Origin of the sequence: Alloalcanivorax dieselolei B5, from assembly GCF_000300005.1 — a bacterium.
In the GTDB taxonomy this organism is placed as follows: domain Bacteria; phylum Pseudomonadota; class Gammaproteobacteria; order Pseudomonadales; family Alcanivoracaceae; genus Alloalcanivorax; species Alloalcanivorax dieselolei.
In genome coordinates this window covers 900,586-919,480 of sequence record NC_018691.1, presented here as the reverse complement: position 1 = coordinate 919,480, position 18,895 = coordinate 900,586, and the positions used below count along the sequence as shown (strand labels likewise).

General features: G+C 57.3%; 13 protein-coding genes. 5 read left to right on the top strand and 8 right to left on the bottom strand.

From position 1 onward, the window contains the following. Positions 1-6: 6 nt before the first annotated feature. Both B5T_RS04215 and B5T_RS04210 read right to left on the bottom strand, forming a co-directional pair. Positions 7-417 (bottom strand): putative signal transducing protein, encoded by a 411-nt coding sequence (locus tag B5T_RS04215; protein ID WP_014993223.1) that lies wholly within the window; start codon positions 415-417, stop codon positions 7-9. Between the two features lie 120 nt (positions 418-537). Further along, a complete protein-coding gene (locus tag B5T_RS04210; RefSeq protein WP_014993222.1) occupies positions 538-1,233 on the bottom strand; it encodes an FMN-dependent NADH-azoreductase in 696 nt (231 codons plus the stop codon). Positions 1,234-1,382: 149 nt separating this feature from the next. On the opposite strand from B5T_RS04210, the gene B5T_RS04205 reads away from it, so the two are divergent. After that, a complete protein-coding gene (locus B5T_RS04205; RefSeq protein ID WP_014993221.1) occupies positions 1,383-2,273 on the top strand; it encodes a LysR substrate-binding domain-containing protein in 891 nt (296 codons plus the stop codon). Between the two features lie 13 nt (positions 2,274-2,286). On the opposite strand, the gene B5T_RS04200 is transcribed toward B5T_RS04205, so the two are convergent. Further along, positions 2,287-2,931, bottom strand: coding sequence for a response regulator (locus tag B5T_RS04200; RefSeq protein ID WP_014993220.1), 645 nt, complete (start codon positions 2,929-2,931; stop codon positions 2,287-2,289). A gap of 206 nt (positions 2,932-3,137) precedes the next feature. Here B5T_RS04200 and B5T_RS04195 point away from each other — a divergent pair, with 206 nt between their 5' ends. Then, positions 3,138-4,070 (top strand): helix-turn-helix transcriptional regulator, encoded by a 933-nt coding sequence (locus B5T_RS04195; RefSeq protein WP_014993219.1) that lies wholly within the window; start codon positions 3,138-3,140, stop codon positions 4,068-4,070. 64 nt (positions 4,071-4,134) lie between these two features. Here B5T_RS04195 and B5T_RS04190 read toward each other — a convergent pair whose 3' ends face one another. From B5T_RS04190 to B5T_RS04175, 4 genes are all read right to left on the bottom strand, one after another. Next, positions 4,135-5,844, bottom strand: a complete 1,710-nt coding sequence (locus tag B5T_RS04190) for a hypothetical protein (protein ID WP_148279202.1) — start codon at positions 5,842-5,844, stop codon at positions 4,135-4,137. Between the two features lie 139 nt (positions 5,845-5,983). Beyond that, positions 5,984-7,897, bottom strand: coding sequence for a hypothetical protein (locus tag B5T_RS04185; protein ID WP_014993217.1), 1,914 nt, complete (start codon positions 7,895-7,897; stop codon positions 5,984-5,986). Between the two features lie 169 nt (positions 7,898-8,066). Next, the gene (locus tag B5T_RS04180) at positions 8,067-8,582 is read right to left on the bottom strand and encodes a hypothetical protein (protein WP_014993216.1); all 516 of its coding nucleotides are present in this window, start codon (positions 8,580-8,582) and stop codon (positions 8,067-8,069) included. Between the two features lie 319 nt (positions 8,583-8,901). Beyond that, positions 8,902-11,598, bottom strand: a complete 2,697-nt coding sequence (locus B5T_RS04175) for a hypothetical protein (RefSeq protein ID WP_229682919.1) — start codon at positions 11,596-11,598, stop codon at positions 8,902-8,904. Positions 11,599-12,009: 411 nt separating this feature from the next. Between B5T_RS04175 and B5T_RS04170 the strand changes: the two genes are divergently transcribed. From B5T_RS04170 to B5T_RS04160, 3 genes are all read left to right on the top strand, one after another. Beyond that, positions 12,010-12,651, top strand: coding sequence for a response regulator (locus B5T_RS04170; RefSeq protein WP_014993214.1), 642 nt, complete (start codon positions 12,010-12,012; stop codon positions 12,649-12,651). A 170-nt stretch (positions 12,652-12,821) separates the two neighbouring features. Then, positions 12,822-14,990 carry a sensor histidine kinase gene (locus B5T_RS04165; RefSeq protein WP_014993213.1) on the top strand — a complete coding sequence of 723 codons (2,169 nt, stop codon included), beginning with the start codon at positions 12,822-12,824 and terminating at the stop codon, positions 14,988-14,990. Positions 14,991-15,270: 280 nt separating this feature from the next. Further along, positions 15,271-17,487: a sensor histidine kinase gene (locus tag B5T_RS04160; protein WP_148279201.1), complete on the top strand. Its 2,217-nt coding sequence runs from the start codon at positions 15,271-15,273 to the stop codon at positions 17,485-17,487. A 92-nt stretch (positions 17,488-17,579) separates the two neighbouring features. On the opposite strand, the gene paaK is transcribed toward B5T_RS04160, so the two are convergent. Beyond that, on the bottom strand, positions 17,580-18,875 hold the full coding sequence (gene paaK, locus B5T_RS04155; protein WP_014993211.1) for a phenylacetate--CoA ligase PaaK: 1,296 nt from the start codon (positions 18,873-18,875) through the stop codon (positions 17,580-17,582). Positions 18,876-18,895 lie beyond the last annotated feature (20 nt).

Here is an 18,895-nt window from a genome sequence, read left to right as displayed (position 1 = left end):
CCTCTGCTAGTCTTCGTCATCCCGTCCCCGCCAGCGTTGACCGCAGTCAATACACTGGTATTCACGACGGCGAAACGGCAACGGCAGGCTGAACAGGAAAAACCCCACCATCGCCACCCGCCAGCGCATCTTCAGTTCACTGCCGGTGAGGCCGCCGCAGCGTGGACAGCGGGGGCGGTCGGCCTCGGGCTCGTCCAGTTCAAAGGCCCCTTCGGCCAGTTCACCAAGCACCGTCCGGGCCCGCTCCGCATCCGCCTCGGCCACCTGCAATTTGACTCCGCCCAGGGCATTGGACAAAGCCCAGTTGGCCCAGACGTGGTGCTCGTGCACCACTTCCGCCTGAATCCCTTCCGCTTGCAGGCGACCGCGGGCCAGATGGGCTTGCAGCGGATCGGTATAAGCAGCGACGGTGATCATTGGCATTGGCATTGACGGCGGAGACGGGCTCCAGTGTTGCCGCGCGCCTCCCGCAACACAAGAGCCGGATGCCAGAACCTCGCGGCCCTTTGCTTATTACCGGGCCTGCCCTCCTATTGATCAGGCGCAAGCCGGCACCGTCTCCCGGCTCCACTGGAGCTCATCCACCAGGGCATCCACCCGGGACAGCGCATCGGCGATGGACGCTTCCAGGCGCTCGCCGCCCTCCTCCTGGTGTTCAATGGCGATTTCGTGGAAACGTTCAATGCCGATGAAACCCAGCGCGGTGCGAATACTCGCTTCCAGATGGTTTAAATGCGCCAGCGGCCCGCCGGGATTCATGCCGAAGCCTCCCCGTGAGGACAGAATCACCGCACGGCGGGGCCGGTCGGCAAGCAGCGGAGTGAACGGGTCCTCCAGATTGGACGGATCGAAATCCACCGTCCGCCCGACCCGCACGATGTTGTCGATCCAGGCCTTGAAGGCGGCGGGATAGCTGAAGTTATACATGGGCACCCCCAGCACCAGAATGTCCGCATCCAGCACTTCCTGAACCAGGGCGTCACTTTCCGCCAGCACCTCCCGCATCCAGGGCTGATGACGGTCCGGGGCGGTAAACGCGGCCTGGATCCACTCCACCGTGGTCAGCGCCGGTGGCCGGGCGCCGATATCCCGGCGCATCACCGCATCTCCAGACCGCTGGCGGCGCCATTGGGAGACGAAATGGTCGGTCAGACGGCGGGTATGGGAGCCGTGCTCGTCGGTCCCTGAACGGCCGGGACGGGGGCTGGCATCGAGATGCAATAAAGCGGTCATGGTCCTGCTCCTTCATGAATGAGGTTAATTCAGTCTTTGTTGACACGAACCCCATAAAGCCAGAGCCTGATAACCGCGACAAACGACGTTTATTTGTCGATTCTGACAAATAAAACTCAACCATCTTACCATCAAGTAAGGCAGCATCCATGAGTGCCCGACACCTGCCCCCGCTGTCCGCCCTGCGCGCCTTCGAAGCGACCGCACGTCTGCGCAGCGCCAAGAAAGCCGCCGAGGAGCTGTCGGTAACGCCCACGGCGATCAGCCACCAGTTGCGACAACTGGAAGAGCATCTTGGCGTGCCCTTGTTCATACGCCGCCCGCGGCAACTGACTCTCACCGCCCAGGGGCAGGCGCTGCGGGCGGTATGCACCGACGCCTTCGATGCGATTGATGACGTGGCGTCACGATTGCGACAGACACCACAGCGACAAAGCGTCACCCTGTCCACCATCCCGTCGGTGGCGGCGCGCTGGCTGCTGCCCAATGTCTGTTATCTGAGAGAAAAGCAGCCGGACCTGAATCTGAGCCTTCAGGTGACTTATGACGTTCTACCACTGGATGGCATCGCCGCCGACATGGCGATCCGCTATGGCCATGGCCCATGGCCCGGACTGGAAGCGGAAAAGCTGTTCGATAACGTCTTCATTCCCATCTGCAGTCCGGCGCTGGGCATCAGCCAGCACAGCGACCTGCATCATCACACTCTGCTGCACTACCACCCCACCACCGCTTCCGGCGCGGCGCTGGGCTGGCCCGCCTGGCAAAAACTGGCCGGGGTAGCGGGGCTGGATATCGATGCCGGTCTGGCGCTCTCGGACGACACCCACATCGTCAGCGCCGCCCTGGACGGTCAGGGCGTCGCATTGATGAGCCGGGAGTTGATTCAGGATGAATTGCGCAGTGGCCGTCTGGTACAACCGTTCGGACCGGAACTTCTGGCGCAGCCGTTCCACCTGGTCTATCCGAAAGAAAGGCTGCGAGAACCCGCCATCGCAGCGGTACGGAACTGGATCCTGGGACTCCGCGTAACGCTTTGATTCAGCACCGTGTTCAATGATCGCTGTTCACCACACCAAGCCGCGCCGCCTGCAACGCCGCTTCGGCGCGGCCGGATACGCCCAGTTTCCGATAGATACTCTTGGTGTAGGTCGCCACCGTACTGGCCGCGATTCCCAACGCCCCCGCGATATCGGTACGGGTGAATCCCCTGGCCAATAAACGCAGCACCTCCGTTTCACGTTCACTCAGGTCCGGCACTTCCTCAGCCGAGCTCTCCATACGCCGAAAGTGTCGCAACATTCGCCGCGCGACGCTTGGTGAAAGCGGTGGCTCGCCCCGGGCGATCCCTTGCAATTGAGAGCGCAATCGGGCCCTGGGCTGGTCCTTAAGCAGATATCCATGCGCGCCCGCCTGAAGCGCGGCGAACAGATGTCCATCATCATCATGAATCGTCGCCATCACCACATAGGTCTCCTGGGCGCTTCGGTTCAAGGATTTCACCAAATCCACGCCACACCCATCCGGCAAACTGATATCAACCAGTGCCAGACTAAAGCTCCGAACCGATAATATCGCCTCCGCCCCGGCCAAGGTCCCCACGCTTTCAACGACGATATCGGGAAATGCCTCCTCCAACAGCCCCGCCAGCCAATCACGACTTTCCTCATGATCCTCAACGATCAATGCGCTCAACATGCCGGCTCCCGCCTCCCCCTTTCTGACAACGCTCATCCCTCGCGGGAAAATCTAACGCCGCCAACACCCGACACAACATCCTGCAAATGTACTACACTGACTCAAGGGAACAGAGCCAGCGCAATTCAACGCTTAATCGGGGAACAACGACAACGGAAGCGGTGCTCACCGCTTCTCAATCCCCAAAGGGACGGGGGAACCATGGTATGTCGCTCCATAAAATCAGTGATTTTTTACTGACGGTACACGATGCCAGCATGCATCTTGAACCCGTGCAATTTCAGCGCTGGGCGCTGGATGAGATACGCCGGCATGTTGCTTTTGATTTCGCCATCTGGGGCACTGGAGATGGCCAGAGCCGGGAACTGCATACCGCGACCATCCTTGACCAGACCGATACGCTGTTCGACACGTGGGAAGCGGTCAAGGAAGAGGACCTATACGCTCACCTGGTCATCGGCAATACCGGCAAAACCTGGTCGCTTAACCAGATCCCCAACATTTATCAAAGCCGTGCCTATAACGAGCATTGGCGTCTTTATCAGGCACGGCAAATGATCTCGACCATGGAGATCGATCCCCATACCGGGCTGCATATCTTTGTAACATTGGCACGGGACCATCGATATACGGGGTTCAGCGCCAGGGAAGTGGAATTCAAGAATCTGGTCACTCAGCACCTGTTCCTTGCCGCCTGCAATAACGACAAGCACTATCTGTCCACTTTTCGGGCACCGGCGGCGCTGGTGGACACCAAAGGATTGCTACATGCCGTGCTACCGGACTTCACCACCCTGGTTACTCACGAGTGGGGGCCCTCGGCGCACCGGCAACTGCCGCAAGACGTCATTCTTTCTCTTTGGGCATCCAAGCGTTACCGGGGCAAGACAATAACCCTGACCTCGGAACGAGTCGGCGCCCGGCTTTTGGTGTGTGCGCAGCCCGGCGTGGTTACCGCGCTCAGCAAACGGGAAAAGGAAGTGGCCTGGGCGTACGCCCAGGGCCAAAGTCACAAACATGTCGCCAGGACCCTGAATATTTCCCCCACCACCGTGCGCAGCCATATCAGCCGCATCTACCAGAAGTTGGGGGTGCGCGATAAAGGCGCCCTGGCTCTTTGGTTACAGGAGCATGGTTGAATTCAACGGATGCCCCTCGGGCAGAAGCCCGGTGCGCAACCACTTCGCGCACCGGGCCAACCCGTCATTCCGGTCCTGTGGCTGACCAGGGCTGAAGCTGGATACGGAAGTCATAGCGCAATGTGGCGCTATGCCCCGATGCCGTCCCATAATAATCAGGATGGACTCTAAGGTAGTACACGCCCGTCTCACCGCCGCCGATCTCGTGACGAAGACCGTCACAGGAATAGGTCGAGTCGTTCATTACCGCGACGTAACCTTTGGACGTCATTTTTGCCAAAAACAAATGCATACGATGCCCCAGAGGCGAAGGCACACCGCCGCATACGAAGTCGTCCACCAACAAGGTTCGCCTGCCCGAGCCCACATAGAACAGGTAATGCGCATAACTATTGACGTTAGCGGTGCCGCTGTAGGCACTCTGCGAAAAGGCGGAACCATCCTTACTGCCTGCCCACCCACGGTAGGGCGCACGGTTGGGATGAATCACCATGGGCTGAACAGGGTGGCCATCACCCAAACGCTCCGCCAACACTTGTACCGTGCGCGCCTTTCCCGTGGTTCTGATACGAAAGAAAACCCGTTCTCCTTCTCGCAATGCCCGGGTTCCCACATCGCATGCGTCGTAACCGCTGCACTGCTCGGCGATATCACCATAACCGACACGGCCCGAAGGGGTATATTCCAGAACTATCTTGCGGTTGTCAGGAGTGTGCGGCACTCTCAAACGCACCACGTAGCTGGCGGCGGCCGGCGCATCCAGATAAAACCCTGCTGCCCCGTACTCCTCTCCCACCAACACATCCTGCGCTCCGGCTCCCGGGCAGATTTGCCTGTTGAAATCATCATTGCTGCCATTCGGCCCCTGGGAGCAACTTGGCGCATTGCCCACCAGCACACTGCGCATCCCGCCCAGGACAGCCGGCGCAAAGGTTTCTCCGGCGGCCAGAGGGTACTGCCCGTTCAGTTGCGCCTGCAGATGTTCAAGCAGTGTGGTCTCATCATGATGCTCCGCCACCAAGGAGGCGTACCCCTCCCACATGGCTTCCCAGAACGCCCGGGCGCTTTCATTGTCCGCGCCATCAATGGCGAAACCCGAGCGCGCTTCGGCCAGACCGGGCATGGCACTTTCCGCCGCGGCGGCGGCGATCAATGGCAGCAGTCGGGATTCCTGGTAATAACCAACATCCAGCGTTTCTCCCTGGATAAACCCTTTCAGCATATCGAGCAATCCCGGAGGCTGGTTCAAGCCCGTGAGCTCGCGATAATCGGCCATCACGCTGGATAGCGCGGTGGGATAATCGTCGTCATTATCGGCCAGCGCCTTTTGCAATCGTTCGCTGATCAAATCAGTCAACACATTAACGTTGGCTTCACCGTCGGCGACGTTCACCACTGCCCGCAGAGTGACCGGCTCACCGCTGTACTGACCGCTACGTTCATCGAACCAATATCCGCTGGCCCGCAGCAGCGCCGGCCCTTCAAGCCCTGTACCGGAGAAGGTGTATCGGCCGCGCTCGTCCACCGTGGTCTCAAGCTCGCGAGCGCCCTCCACGGGAACCCCATGCCGCAAAGGAACCAGCGTTACTTTAGCCCCCGCCTGGAACGGCCCTTTTTGTACCGCGCCCAATAAAGGCCCTCCTTCCGGCAGCTCCTCTTCCTCCGGGGGCTCAGACGGAGAAGGCTGTTCCGGCTGCGGACTTCCTTCCTCAGGTGACAATGGCGAAGAAGAAGAATCACCGGACGACGAACCGCCGCAGGCAGCCAGCGCCATCAGTACCAGAGCCAGACCCCAGACACGCCACGGCCATACCGGCTCGCGGTAAAACGTTGGAGATGACATTGTCATCCCTCCCTGTGAATGCGTAATGCGGGGCGTCCACCGGACGCCCCATCGTGCCATGGCCAAGCTCTTAGAACTTCGGCAGCGGGCTCTGCAAATGGGAGCTGGAGCTCTCGGTAAGCAGTTGCAGAGAACCCTCGTCACGCACATCCAGGTACAGCACATCGTAGGTGCATTGGCTCCACACGCAGAGGTAATCCTCCTCGTCGTCATCGTTGCTCATCGCCCAAAGCAAGCGGCGGGGCCCCGGACCGACACCGTTAAACCGCGCCGCGGTGACGCCGTCAGGCAACGCTCCGAAGTTCACCTTGCCCGCCATGGGGTCATCCGCCTGCAATGCCGCAAGCTCGGTATTCGGCCCGACCATGAACACCTGAGCCAGAGTCTCACTACCGTGACGCATATCAAGGGAACCTTTGCCGTTGGAGCTCGCGCCCACCCAGGTCCAGCCCGCCATATCCAAACGCTCATTGGTTGCCGGGTTCAACGCCACCGCCACCGGGCTCCACTGGGTCTCGCCGGTACTTTTATCTTCAAATCGGTTGTAAAAAAGCCATTCGCCATTGGCGCTGGTACCCAGCACGGGCTGCCGATCAAATTTCAACTGGAAGACACCATTCCCCCGGGCGTCCATGACCTTACGGCCAGAACCATCCGGAAGCAGGGCGATCACTTCCTTGCCGCCGTCAGCCTCGTTGCTTTCCATAACCAGATGTCCACCGGCATTCATCAAGAACGTCGTCGCGGTGCCCCCCATGAAAGCTCCGCCCTCGATCGTGGTGGCTATTGACCAGGTATCACCGCTCAGGCGGATCAGGTTCACCGATGAACTGGTTATATCGCCCTCCACATCGGCATACAGGAAGAAGGTCTCGCCATTCATAACGGTGACATTCCGGTCATCGGGAATCTGAAGCACGTTGGCCACGTTGTGCCCCATCAACAGCGGCTCACCTTCAGCCGATGTTACCCGCTTGACGGTTCCGGCCCCCGCCGCATCCGTTTCATACAGCCAGACTTCGGGATGATCCCGATCCTCAATATACAAAACCACATACTGGTGGCCCTCCGTCGAGCGCATGCGAAGGTCCGCAGCCTCCATGATATCGGTTACCGGATTACCGGTGTCCGCATCAAGAACAGGCCCCAGGTTCTGCAGATCCCTGCCGATAAAGCGCAGCACGTTATCATCATCAATGGCCAGGTAACCCTCCCCTTTCATGGCCTGAGGATCCAGCGTCGCCGCGAACACCCTCATGTCAAAAAGCTGTCCTGGCGGGGTGGTCATGCCGTGGTTCAGACAGATCTGTTTCCAGTTTTTGTTAAAATTATCCGTAGGATCAAGCAGACAAGTCCGGCCCGCGTCGTTCAGATCATGAAGGACCTGTCGGCTCGGCTGGAGTTGTGGAGCTTTCTTCGCATTCGTCACCATCTCCGGTGTACGAACAAGATGGTCCGGGCTGACCATGACACGGCGGTAACCATTGCCCAGATGATCCTCCTCCGAGCCATCAGCATAGAAAAGAAAACTTGATCTCAGGTTCTCCAGATCCCCCGCTGACCCGTCCGCCTCGAACAAGGTAAAAAAAGTATTTTCGTGGCGGCTAATAAACCTCATGTTGCTGGGATCCATGTCCGTCACATCATGAAATCCAATACCCACATTGACGTCCACATCTTCCACTTGCGGCTGCCCGGATAGGCTTTCCACCATATACAGACCGGAGCCGTCCTGCGGGGAACCTTTTACCTGGGTGAAGTACAGAGCTTCTTCGTTCCCCGTCACGGCGAAGCCGGACACATCCTCAGGCATCTGTGTGACAACGTTAACGGAGCCGCCATCCGAACCACCGCCACCACCGGAATCACCGCCTCCCGGGCCATTGCCGCCACTACTGGAACCACCACTGCCACCGCACGCCGCGATTGCCGCGCTCAACACCAGCAAGGATGTGGTCTTTGCTACTTTTCCATAGTTATTCATGGTCTTACTCCCTATGTTCCCTTGCCCCAACGGGCCATGTGTTTTCAATATCGGATTACTCATCATCTCTCTTCGTAGCGCCCTTTCACGGCTAACACCTTGATGGCGAGCGCTTCTGATCAGAAGCCCCTTATGGCTCGTCAGCCCCAGGCACAGGCACGGCCCCACGTCAGTCATCCGCCCGCAGATGCACGTCAAAGAGCAGGTCCAGCGTCAAGGTATCGCTACGGTCAGCGTCCTTACCCACCCCTTCCAGACGTACAAGGGTGCCCTGATAGCGCCCCTTTGCTCTCGGCACACCCCCATTCTCGAGATGCTCAATAGTCAGTTTTCCCTGTCCTTCGTTGCTGTACATCGGGAAGAGTTTTTTCTCGGGAAAGAAGGACACCTCGGGTTCCGCCAACAGCTTTCCATTCATGACGGTGAAGGAGAGACTGATCGAGCCGGCCACGGAGAATCTCTCTTCCCGATGCCCCTGTATCTGATAACTGGTCATCCCCGGAGCAATGCTGAAAAAGCTGGCTGTGGATGCATCATCGGCATGCAGCACATGCCAGGACAGGGACTCCCCTTCCAGTACCCCCTCCAGAGTATCGGCCCATGCCGATTCCACACTCACCGGCAGTACGACGGCCAAAGAGATCACACCGATTAGGTGCCGCAAAAGCCAAGCTTCCTTCTTCATAGGACATATCCCTTCATCGCCGTTTCACGATTGGCCTGCGCCCATCAGGTGCGGCAGCCGGCTCGACAAGTCGAATATTGGTCAGAGCATAGAGAGTCATCCCCTTTCCCCCAATCCCTCAAACGGGGTCCCCCAAAGGAGGGGTACAAATCAGCGAAGCTTTATAAATCCGGGCAATCGAAGGGGCGCGTCTGCAAACCACGGACGGCCCGGTATGTACTGGGCGAGGAGACACCAAGTCAGAAGTAGTAGTATGCCGTTGCCGCCTTCTCCGACGGCGGGCCAGCGCAAAGGATTAATAAATCGGAAGGATCCGGGCTCATAGCCCGCGACTGCAGTTGATACCAAAGCCAAGGTCAATCCAGTAGCTTCCTCTGATACCCACGTTCAAGTTACCCGACACCCGCTCGATACGGTTGGGTTCATACTCCAACCACTCGTATACAACCGTCCCGGTCACCCGCGCTTCCAGCATACGTGCCCCATCAGCAACGCCCATATCATCCGGATAATTCAACATGTCATGCCGCGTCACCTGCACGATCGCCTTTGGTATCGGTGTCAGGCCAGCCGCATCCGCCATCTGGGACGAGGGGTTGTACCAGACACTTCTGGCCGACGGCAGGGTATTACCGAAATGACCTGGCTGTACCACCGCCCGATATGTTCCAGTAGCCCCCGGAGCAATAGGGTCTTCGGATAAGTCCAGATGCAGAAGCGAGAAATCGCCACTGTGGTGTTTCATCGCGACGATGCTGTTCTGATCATCCACCTCAATCCATTGCGTTTCGCCCACGGCCTGCTGTTGAAAATCCCCACCAACCTGGCCATCCCACCAACACGTGCAGTCTCCTACTGTCATATGGGCGACGGCAGTGATCGTATCGTTTCCTTGCACACTGGCGGTAATGGCGACCTGGCCGGTACCATTAGCCTCCCCCGCCGTGTAAAGCCCTTCCGCGGTAATCCACCCTGGACCATCCACTCTCCAGTTAACCGGAACAGGCTCCCCACCCAGTCCGGTCACGGTAAACTGTTGTTGCTCTCCTTCCTGGATACACTTAGAGGGTGGGGATATTTCCAGACGTTGAGTGCCTTCCCCTCCCGTAACAAGCAGAACGCCGCGACGGGGGGGAGGATTGTGAGAAGGTGCCCGTATTCCTGTATCCAGATCCACGTTTGCTTCGACTTCCAGCAACAGGTCTTCTGGAAATCCGCCCTCTGGCGGCATATAAGTAAAGTGCATCACCGCGCCGCTACGGCCGTGATACGCGACACTTCCCACCGCGAACCCGTTCAGAAAGGCATTCACATCGATGTAATCCTCACCTCCGCCAACACCCAGCGATGAGGCGTTCTCCAGAGTAAGAGAGAAATCCACGGGCCCATCTTCAACCCGAAGCACCGACGGATTGAACTTAAGATCGAGATAGTCCAGTGAGATACGCTTGGTTGTTATCGCTGGCGCGACAGCAGGTAATTCTTCTGGCCGTGTGTTGAAACGAAGCAAGGAGGTTTGCAGATGGAACGCCTGGGGGGTACGCAGCCGAAACGCCATTTCGTGCTGCCCGGTAGGTGTTTGCTCAACAATGGATTGATCAGCGCTTCCTGACAGGCTGGCTGCCTCAACTTCGAGCCATTTCTGCGGTTCGCCGTACATCAAATCGACATCATTCCAGAAGAACGACATATCCGCGCCAACGGGGAAAGAAGCCAGAAACCTTTTGCCGATACCGCTCGCCGCGTAGTCAATAATTTTACCACCGACATCCCCCACAATCCCCGATCGTTGAACAGCGTCACCGTACACTTCTGCCAGTTCCTTGCTCATTCCTACCGATATCATCTTCGCGGCATCCTTAACGATGGCATCGGCAATATCCCGAGTTATGTTTACCGGCTCGCTCTCCGCCCTGGCACGTGCGTCATTGAGCCAGATCTGACTTTCCGGCATGTCCTCGGTAACCTGGCCACTCTTCGGGTCAAGCGTGACATCCAATGAGACGATACAACACGGGGACGTAATCTTGGCGACGCCGTTCACTCGAGAAAGAAACAAGACGATGTTGGATACCTTTGCCATCAGCTCGCGCCGGGCGGCTGTTATTGCCGCCGCTGCACCGCCTCCGGTCCCAGCGGCAACCGGCAATGCCGCCAGAATACCCACAGCGGAGATATAAGAACCCACATACTTATCAAAAAGGCCCATGTTACGTAGAGACCGCCGGGCCTGATCATACTTCTCCAGCTCAGCCGCCAGCGCCAACGCATTCCCTATTGGCATCATCCCTTGTTGTCTGATGATTCTGCCGGGCTCTTCCCCCGTATACCGCATATAGCTTCTTGCCGACACACCACTATTGGTGCGCACTGGCAAAAGATCGGATGCATCATTCAGAAGACTGTGCCCTTCAGCGAAGTAGGCAGCCATTCCAAACATCGTCTCATCCATCGGCTGCGCTGCCAGAACTCGCTCGAGCATCACTCTGACGTCGTCGGGCATGGGCTGATTGATCCAGGCCAGCTCGTTCTGCTTATCAAACATCGCGTGCCAGCTTTGCCACAAGGGAATAAGGTGAACCGGCATCTGGTCTAGATTGTCACTCCAACCTTCCCATTCATCGGGATAACTGCGCCCCAGCGCCTCGGTTGCTTCCCGCAGCACAGCCTCCGCGCCTTCAAGTAACGTATCGACGCTACCAACCCTTGGCGGTGGCAAGGCATCAATCTGTGTCTCAAACGTCTCACTGGTACTATTTCCGTCAGTCAGTCTCCATACGATGACGGCACCTTCGGCGTCCAGTAACGGCATGGCCAGAAAGAACGTCTGATCAAGCTCGAAAACCGGTAGAAGACGGAATTCATCAACCTGACCTTTCAGTGGAGCCTCTCCCTCCTTTACATAGAACTCCACATACAGATCCGCGATCTCGAAATCACTGGGCAATCCGGTCAGTTCAAGCACCTGAAGAGGTGAGGCCTCGCCCGCGACGGGTTTAACGACCGTCAGATCCAAGCCACCTTCGGCGGTATGTGCGGGAGTTCCGGCAGTTGGCCATTCACGCGAGCCCCCTCCGTCGGGACTTGCGCCACCGTCTCGGCTTGCTCCTCCTCCGCAGGCCCCAACCAGAGCAAATAGTAGTATCACACCGAATCGGGACACCACATTCGCGATACTCATTGGCACTCTCCTGGTTCGACCTGTTGCAATGGAGGAGCATTTGGCCATCCTCTCTCCAGCCTCAGTATCTGTGCGGTTGACATCCTCCGAGCATAGGAGCTACCCCGGTGCGCCCCAATCCCTCAAATGGGGTCCCCCAAAGAGGGGATCGGCCGATGGCAACGCCAGGACTACAGTAGTCCAGATGATTAAAGTCATTGGATTGTGGTATAGATATGCAGATATTTGGGGGAGGCAGGGACACGCATGAAAACAGCACTGATCGTCGAAGACCATCAGGAGAGCAGAGATTGGCTCGCCGACCTGATGCGGCAAGCTTTCCCGGGCATTATCATTGAGATGGCTGACACGTTGAGCAGTGCGAGCATCAAAGCCAGTAAAGACAGTTTTAATCTGGCCATGGTCGATATCAGCCTCCCCGATGGGAACGGTCTGGACCTGGTTGCCCAACTGCAAGCGACATCACCTGACACCTATATCATCATGGCCACGATCTATGATGATGACGACCACCTGTTTGCCGCACTGCAAGCCGGTGCCCTGGGCTATATTCTCAAAGACCAACCCAGGGCGCGGCTGCTCTCCCAGCTGCAGGGCATAGCCCGAGGCGAGCCCCCTTTATCTCCAAGTGTCGCTCGGCGAATTCTTCGCCATTTTCGTCGCACCACGGCACCACAGGAAGCTCCTGAGCTGACTCAGAGAGAAACCGATGTACTCCGTCTTCTGGCACGGGGTTTTACCCGAACCGATATCGCCGAGGCGCTGGATATTACCGCCAATACAGTCGCCACCTATACCAAGACCATCTACCGGAAACTTGGTGTTTCTGGCCGTGCGGAAGCGGCACTGCAAGCTGTACGCCTCGGCGTTATAAACCAGGATTTATGAGCTACGGAAGCGGCGGCGCAGTTCCAGCGGTACGCCAGAACATGACCAGGCAAACACGGCAACAGCCTCAGAAGCGCTTCCCTCCATTGTTTCCCAAAACACGCCAGGAAGAGACATATTGAGAATAACGTCTCGACGTTCTCAAAGGTTTATGGCCAGGTTGAAAAGACATGATCACATCAGTGACAAGAGCCGCGCCGCAGCAACGCCTCATCATCATTACACTGCTTGCACTGCTTGCCACCGCGCTGTCCGCTGGCTATCTGATAAGCATCCCTCAACTTGGCATCACCTGGGACGCGGATAGGGAGCGCGGCCTTCTGACTGTGGCCAGCGTTTCCACCGAAGCCCCCAATGCCGGCAGGATCCGCCCCGGCGAAAAGGTGATCGCCGTGGAAAGAGCCGATGGTTCCCGGATCCCACTATTCGCGGACACCATTCATGAAGATCCGGATTTACTTTCCTACCAGAGTTACAACGCCTTACTGGAACAGCACAACCAACTTGTTAAGGAGATTGGAACAGGCGAGCTAAAGGTCATCACCGAGAGTCAAGACGCAATCATTCTTCAGGTGGATAGCCGCCCGAGCAAGAGGGCCATCGGCTACTTTCTGGTAAAAGCGGGCTATGGATGGGTGGCTCTTCTGGTCGCCGCCGGAATCTGGGCCTACAGTCCCGGAAGGATAGAAACGCGACTGTTCCTCCTATCAGGTATCAGCATTTTTCTTACCACTTTAACATTAGGCATCTATGGGGGGCGCGAGCTCGCCATCAGCGGCTACGTTCTGGCATTGGCAATGTCCGTTAACCACCTCGCCGTCTTACAGGTCAGTGCCTCCCTGACCGCTCTTTTCTGGGTCTATCCATTTCGGCAATCACGCCTTCCGGTCCATTACCTGATACTTTTCCTCGGCGTCCTGGCCTGGCTCGCGGACCAGCTACAGATTGGCGCCTCTCCCCGATACAGCATCTACTCGGTCATTGTATTCGGCTTTATCTCCGGCGTTGCGGTTCTTGGACGACAGTGGCACCTGACACGCGACCACCCACTGGAGCGAGCCTCCTTGAAATGGTGTGCCATATCTATCTTCATAGGCTGCCTATTGCTTACATCATTGATTATTCTACCGCCGGCATTGGGTGGACAGCGCGGCATTCCACTATCTCTCAGTCTCGTCTCCGTTTTGGTCCTCTATTTGGGTATGGCGGCCGGTCTGACCCGATACCGTCTTTTTAATCTGGAGCAATGGTGGTTCAAAACCTGGCTATGGTTTTTCGGCGGCGTTCTGGTTGTACTGCTCGACCTGACACTCATCTTCGGTCTAGGACTGGCCGGAGATATCGCCCTGATGCTATCTCTGGTACTGGCAGGCTGGCTCTACTTTCCTTTAAGGCAGGGTCTTATGCACAGGTTAGGTCAAAGCCGACAGCGCAACTTCGATCTTGCCCTCAAGACGCTGGTGGACAAACTATTTTCTGTCAATAGCGCCGGGAGCATTCTATCCGCCTGGCCAGACTTACTGAACCAGACTTTCTCACCGCTTGCCATTCGTCAACTGACTGAGCATCCCGATGGCGCCTCGGTAGCGGTATCCACAGATGGTGCGCGGCTTATTTTGCCTCCCCTCGAGACGGGAGAACCATGCTTTCAGCTTGAGTTCGCCGATAACGGCCGGCGCCTTTTCTGCCCCGATGATCTGCGCACCGCGGACCTGTTAAGAGCCATGAGCAAACAGGCCCTGTCCACGGTCAGGGCACGAGAAGACGGCGCTGAAGCCGAGCGGCGCCGTATTATGCGCGACCTTCACGACGATGTTGGTGGCAGAATACTTAGTGTTCTGCACAACGCGAACGACGACCGGCAAGCAAGTCTCGCCCGAAACGCACTGCAATCCTTACGTGATGCACTGCAAGCGCTCGACCAGGAATCCTTGAACTGGTTGGCTGACAGCATTGATGACTGGCACGACCTTTGCTGTCAACGCTGTGACGAAATGGCCGTACCACTGCAATGGTCGTTAATGGGAAAGATTGACCCTGAACAAACCATAACCGTGCGCCAACGAATAAATCTTAGCCGTATCATCCACGAGGGACTTACCAATGCGTTCAAGCATGCGATTCCAAATTACATTAAAGTCAGCTTGCATATTGATGGAAACCACCTGCTTCTCGAGATCGGCAACGATGGTGTGACCATCGGTCAGGAGGAAAATCGCGGGATCCCAAGAAGAGGGTTAAACAATATGCAAACCCGCGCTGAAGAGCTGGAAGGAAGTTTTCAATTCCAAACCTGGAATTCCATCGCCACGATCAGGGTCGCAACACCTATTGCCTGAAAAAAGCAGCCCCACGGCATACCAACTCCTACTTCCGGCTTTCTCAACGGAGCGCCTTACCGCGGCATCATGTTCATAAATTCTTGAAATAGAAAGAATATGATATATGTACCCTCTTCCTGCGACGATTTGGAAAACAAATGAAAACTGAGCCAACCGCCGTTGCACCACCGAAGACCGGACCTCACTGTCTTTCCGCTCACAGCCTTTGCCAATCCGGTCCATGGAAAGCCAGGCACCGGAACAGATCCGAAAGCAACACATCGGGGGGCTATAAACAGTGACCTCCGAACCTTCGCGATGGGGGGTCGCGCCCTTACAGACCCTTTTAGCCGTCAGTCTTTTTCTATTTATGGCGATTGCGCTTTCCGCATGGCTGGCGCTGCGTGGCCCCTGGCTTGGCGTACAGTTCACACCCTCGGGGATGAACGGGTTACAGGTTACCGGAGTTGACCAACGGGGGCCTTTGGCCAGCCGCTTATATCCAGGCGATTATGTAAGGGCGCTGTTACTACAAAACACGCCGATCTCAGTCGATAACTATGATCACCACTTACAACCTCATGCGGAGCCGACATTCGATGCCTACAACGCTTATCTTGATAAAGAGGGGCAACTGGCCGACGCCCTTGATGCCCCTTTCGTTACCTTGATAATCAACGATGGTGAAGAGCTGACATTCAAACCAGCGCCTCGCCGCCCGATCTCGTCCTTGCCGCTCACATTCTGGCTGTTACATTCATACGGCCTTATTGCCCTTCTGATCGCACTTTCAGTGTGGGTTTTTCTGCCAAGAAACTGGCCCGCCCGGCTTCTGGCAATCTCCGGCGCGGGTATGTTTCTGGCTACCTGGCAACATAGCTTGTGGGAAGTGAGAGAACTCGCCTTGTCGAGATGGCAGTTCGATACGCTTATGAGAGTGAACCATATCAGGGTGCACCTTCTCCTTCTCGCCTTTCTGATTCTTCTGATTATCTACCCAAAGCCACTGAAGCATTCTCAAAAACTCATCTTCTTTCTGGTTTTCGCCGTTGTCCTTCAGCAAACGAATGAGAATCTTCAGATTTTTGATCTGCCCTTGCACAGCTACTATCTTCCCCTGCTTCTTTACTATCCGCTGGGCACGGCGCTCGTTTTTCTGCAATGGCGGGGGGCGCGGAACAACCCCACGGACCGAGCCGCATTACGCTGGTTTTTCCTTTCAATTCTTATCGCCATGGGGGCTGGTCTGGTGGTTTATTTTCTACCCGTTGTACTCAAGACACCGCCAATCGCGAACCCCTCCACTATGGTCGGACTGGTGGTAACACTTTACTTGGGTTTCGCCTTGGGGATTCTTCGTTACCGTCTTTTCCATCTGGAACGCTGGTGGTTCACCGCATGGGCCTGGTTTCTCGGCGGACTCACCGTCGTCCTTGTGGATATTCTGGTGGTCACCTCCTTCGGCCTGAGCCACGCGCACGCCCTGGCGTTCTCTGTCATCGCGGTGGGCTGGATCTATTTTCCCGTTCGGCAATGGCTTTGGCGGCGGCTCGCCGCTTCATCCGAAGTCAATATGGAGCGCCACATCCCCGCCTTCGTGGAAGCCCTGTATACCAGCCCCGACGACCGCACTTCACCTCTTTGGCAGGACCTGCTTCGACAGGTATTCCAGCCCCTCTCACTGGACCGCATCGACGACACCATTGAACAAGCACGCCTGGCCGGCAACGGCGCCCGCCTGCTTGTTCCCGCACTGGGCGATGCCTCGGGGGGCATAAGTCTGCTCTACGGTCAAGGCGGCCGCCGACTCTACTGTACCCGGGACAAAGAGATAGCCCAGGCATTGATTTCCACCGCGGTACGGATCAACAACGTAAGACGGGCCCGGGAGGCCGGCGCCAACCAGGAGCGCCAGCGGATCATGCGGGATCTGCACGATGATGTTGGTGGCCGGCTTCTGACCTTGATTCACAAGGCCCCGAATGAACGCAACGAAAGGTTGGCACGTAGCGCTCTGTCAGCGCTACGAGAGGCAATCTATGCTCTCGACCATAAACGCCGCTATGGTCTCCAGGAGTTGTTCGAGGACTGGCATGGCGACCTTCGTGAACGGCTGGCACCGGAGTTCGACCTGAGCTGGTCGATATCGGGAGACTTGGATGACATCTACCTATCGCCGCGTCATTACATTAACCTGCGCCGGGTTCTGGACGAGGCGATCACCAATGCTCTCAAGCATGGCGCGCCAACACAGCTCACTTTCCAGGCCGAGTTGAATCAGCGGGGCGAGCTGCTTTTGATTCTCCGCAATGAGTTCGACAGCTCCCATTTTACCCAGGGGCAGGACGGACTCCCCGGACGCGGCCTGAGCAACATGCGAACACGCATTCTGGAGCTCAATGGCGAGTTATCACTGTACTGTCTGACAGGCGCCCCTTACGAATTTTGTATGGAAGCACGGATCCCCCTGCCCCAACAAAGCACCGCTGACGAACACTCTGTCGCCCCAGGATAAGGTGTCCGATAGAGCTTGCTTTTCGGATGGGAGCGATTCGAAATGCAACCACCAGCAACTTCGACGGGAACCCCGCTCCGCGTCCAACACCGCTACTTCGGCCGTCGATCAAAAACATGTCTGGCCTTGCCTTCGGAACGCGCCAGCGAGCCGGTATCGGCCACCTCCACCTTGGTACTGATACCGATGTGGGTTTTCACCCGCTGCTGCAGTGCTTTGGCCACGTCGGTGGATTCGGCACCAGACTCCGGTTTGCGTTCGACCCGTACCGTCACGCAGTCCAGATTGCCTTCCTTTTCCACATGAATTTCATAGTGCGGAGCCAGATCCTCGATCTTCAGAATCTGCTCCTCCACCTGGGTGGGGAAGACATTCACGCCGCGGATAATCAGCATATCGTCGCTGCGGCCGGTGATCTTGTCGATGCGGCGCATGGGCCGGGCCTGGCCAGGCAACAGCCGGGTCAGGTCGCGAGTCCGGTAACGGACGATCGGCAGTGCTTCCTTGGTCAGGGAGGTGAAAACCAGTTCGCCGTACTCGCCGTCCGGCACCACTTCTCCGGTTTCCGGGTTGATGATTTCCGGGTAGAAATGGTCCTCCCAAATGGTCGGGCCATCCTTGGTTTCGATGCATTCCATGCCCACACCCGGCCCCATCACTTCGGACAAACCGTAGATGTCCAGTGCGCTGATGCCGAGACGGCTCTCCAACTCCTCGCGCATGGTCTGGGTCCACGGCTCGGCACCGAAGATACCCAGCCGCAGGCTGGACTCGCGCGGGTTCATGCCCTGCCGCTCCATTTCATCGGCGATGTTGAGCATGTAGGACGGTGTCACCATGATGATGTCCGGCTCGAAATCACGGATCAACTGCACCTGCTTCTCGGTCTGGCCACCGGACATGGGAATCACCGTGCAACCAAGACGCTCGGCGCCGTAATGCGCGCCCAGACCACCGGTGAAAAGGCCGTAGCCATAGGCCACGTGCACCTTGTCGCCGGCATGGCCTCCGGCGGCACGGATGGAACGCGCCATCACATCCGCCCAGTTATTGATGTCGTTTTGGGTATAGGCCACCACCGTGGGTTTTCCGGTGGTGCCGCTGGAAGCATGCACCCGCACCACTTCCCGCATGGGCGTGGCGAGCATGCCAAACGGATAGTTGTCGCGCAGATCCGATTTGGTGGTGAACGGAAAGTGACGCAGGTCGTCCAGCGATTTCAGATCATAAGGATGAACACCGATGTCATCGAACGCCTTCCGATAGAACGCCACATTGTTGTAGGCATGCGTGAGACTCCAACGAAGACGCTCCACTTGCAATCGCTTGAGCTCATCCACGCTGACCCGCTCCACCGGATCGAAACGATTCTCCAGGTTGAATGGCATGTTCATGCTCCGCTTCTCGT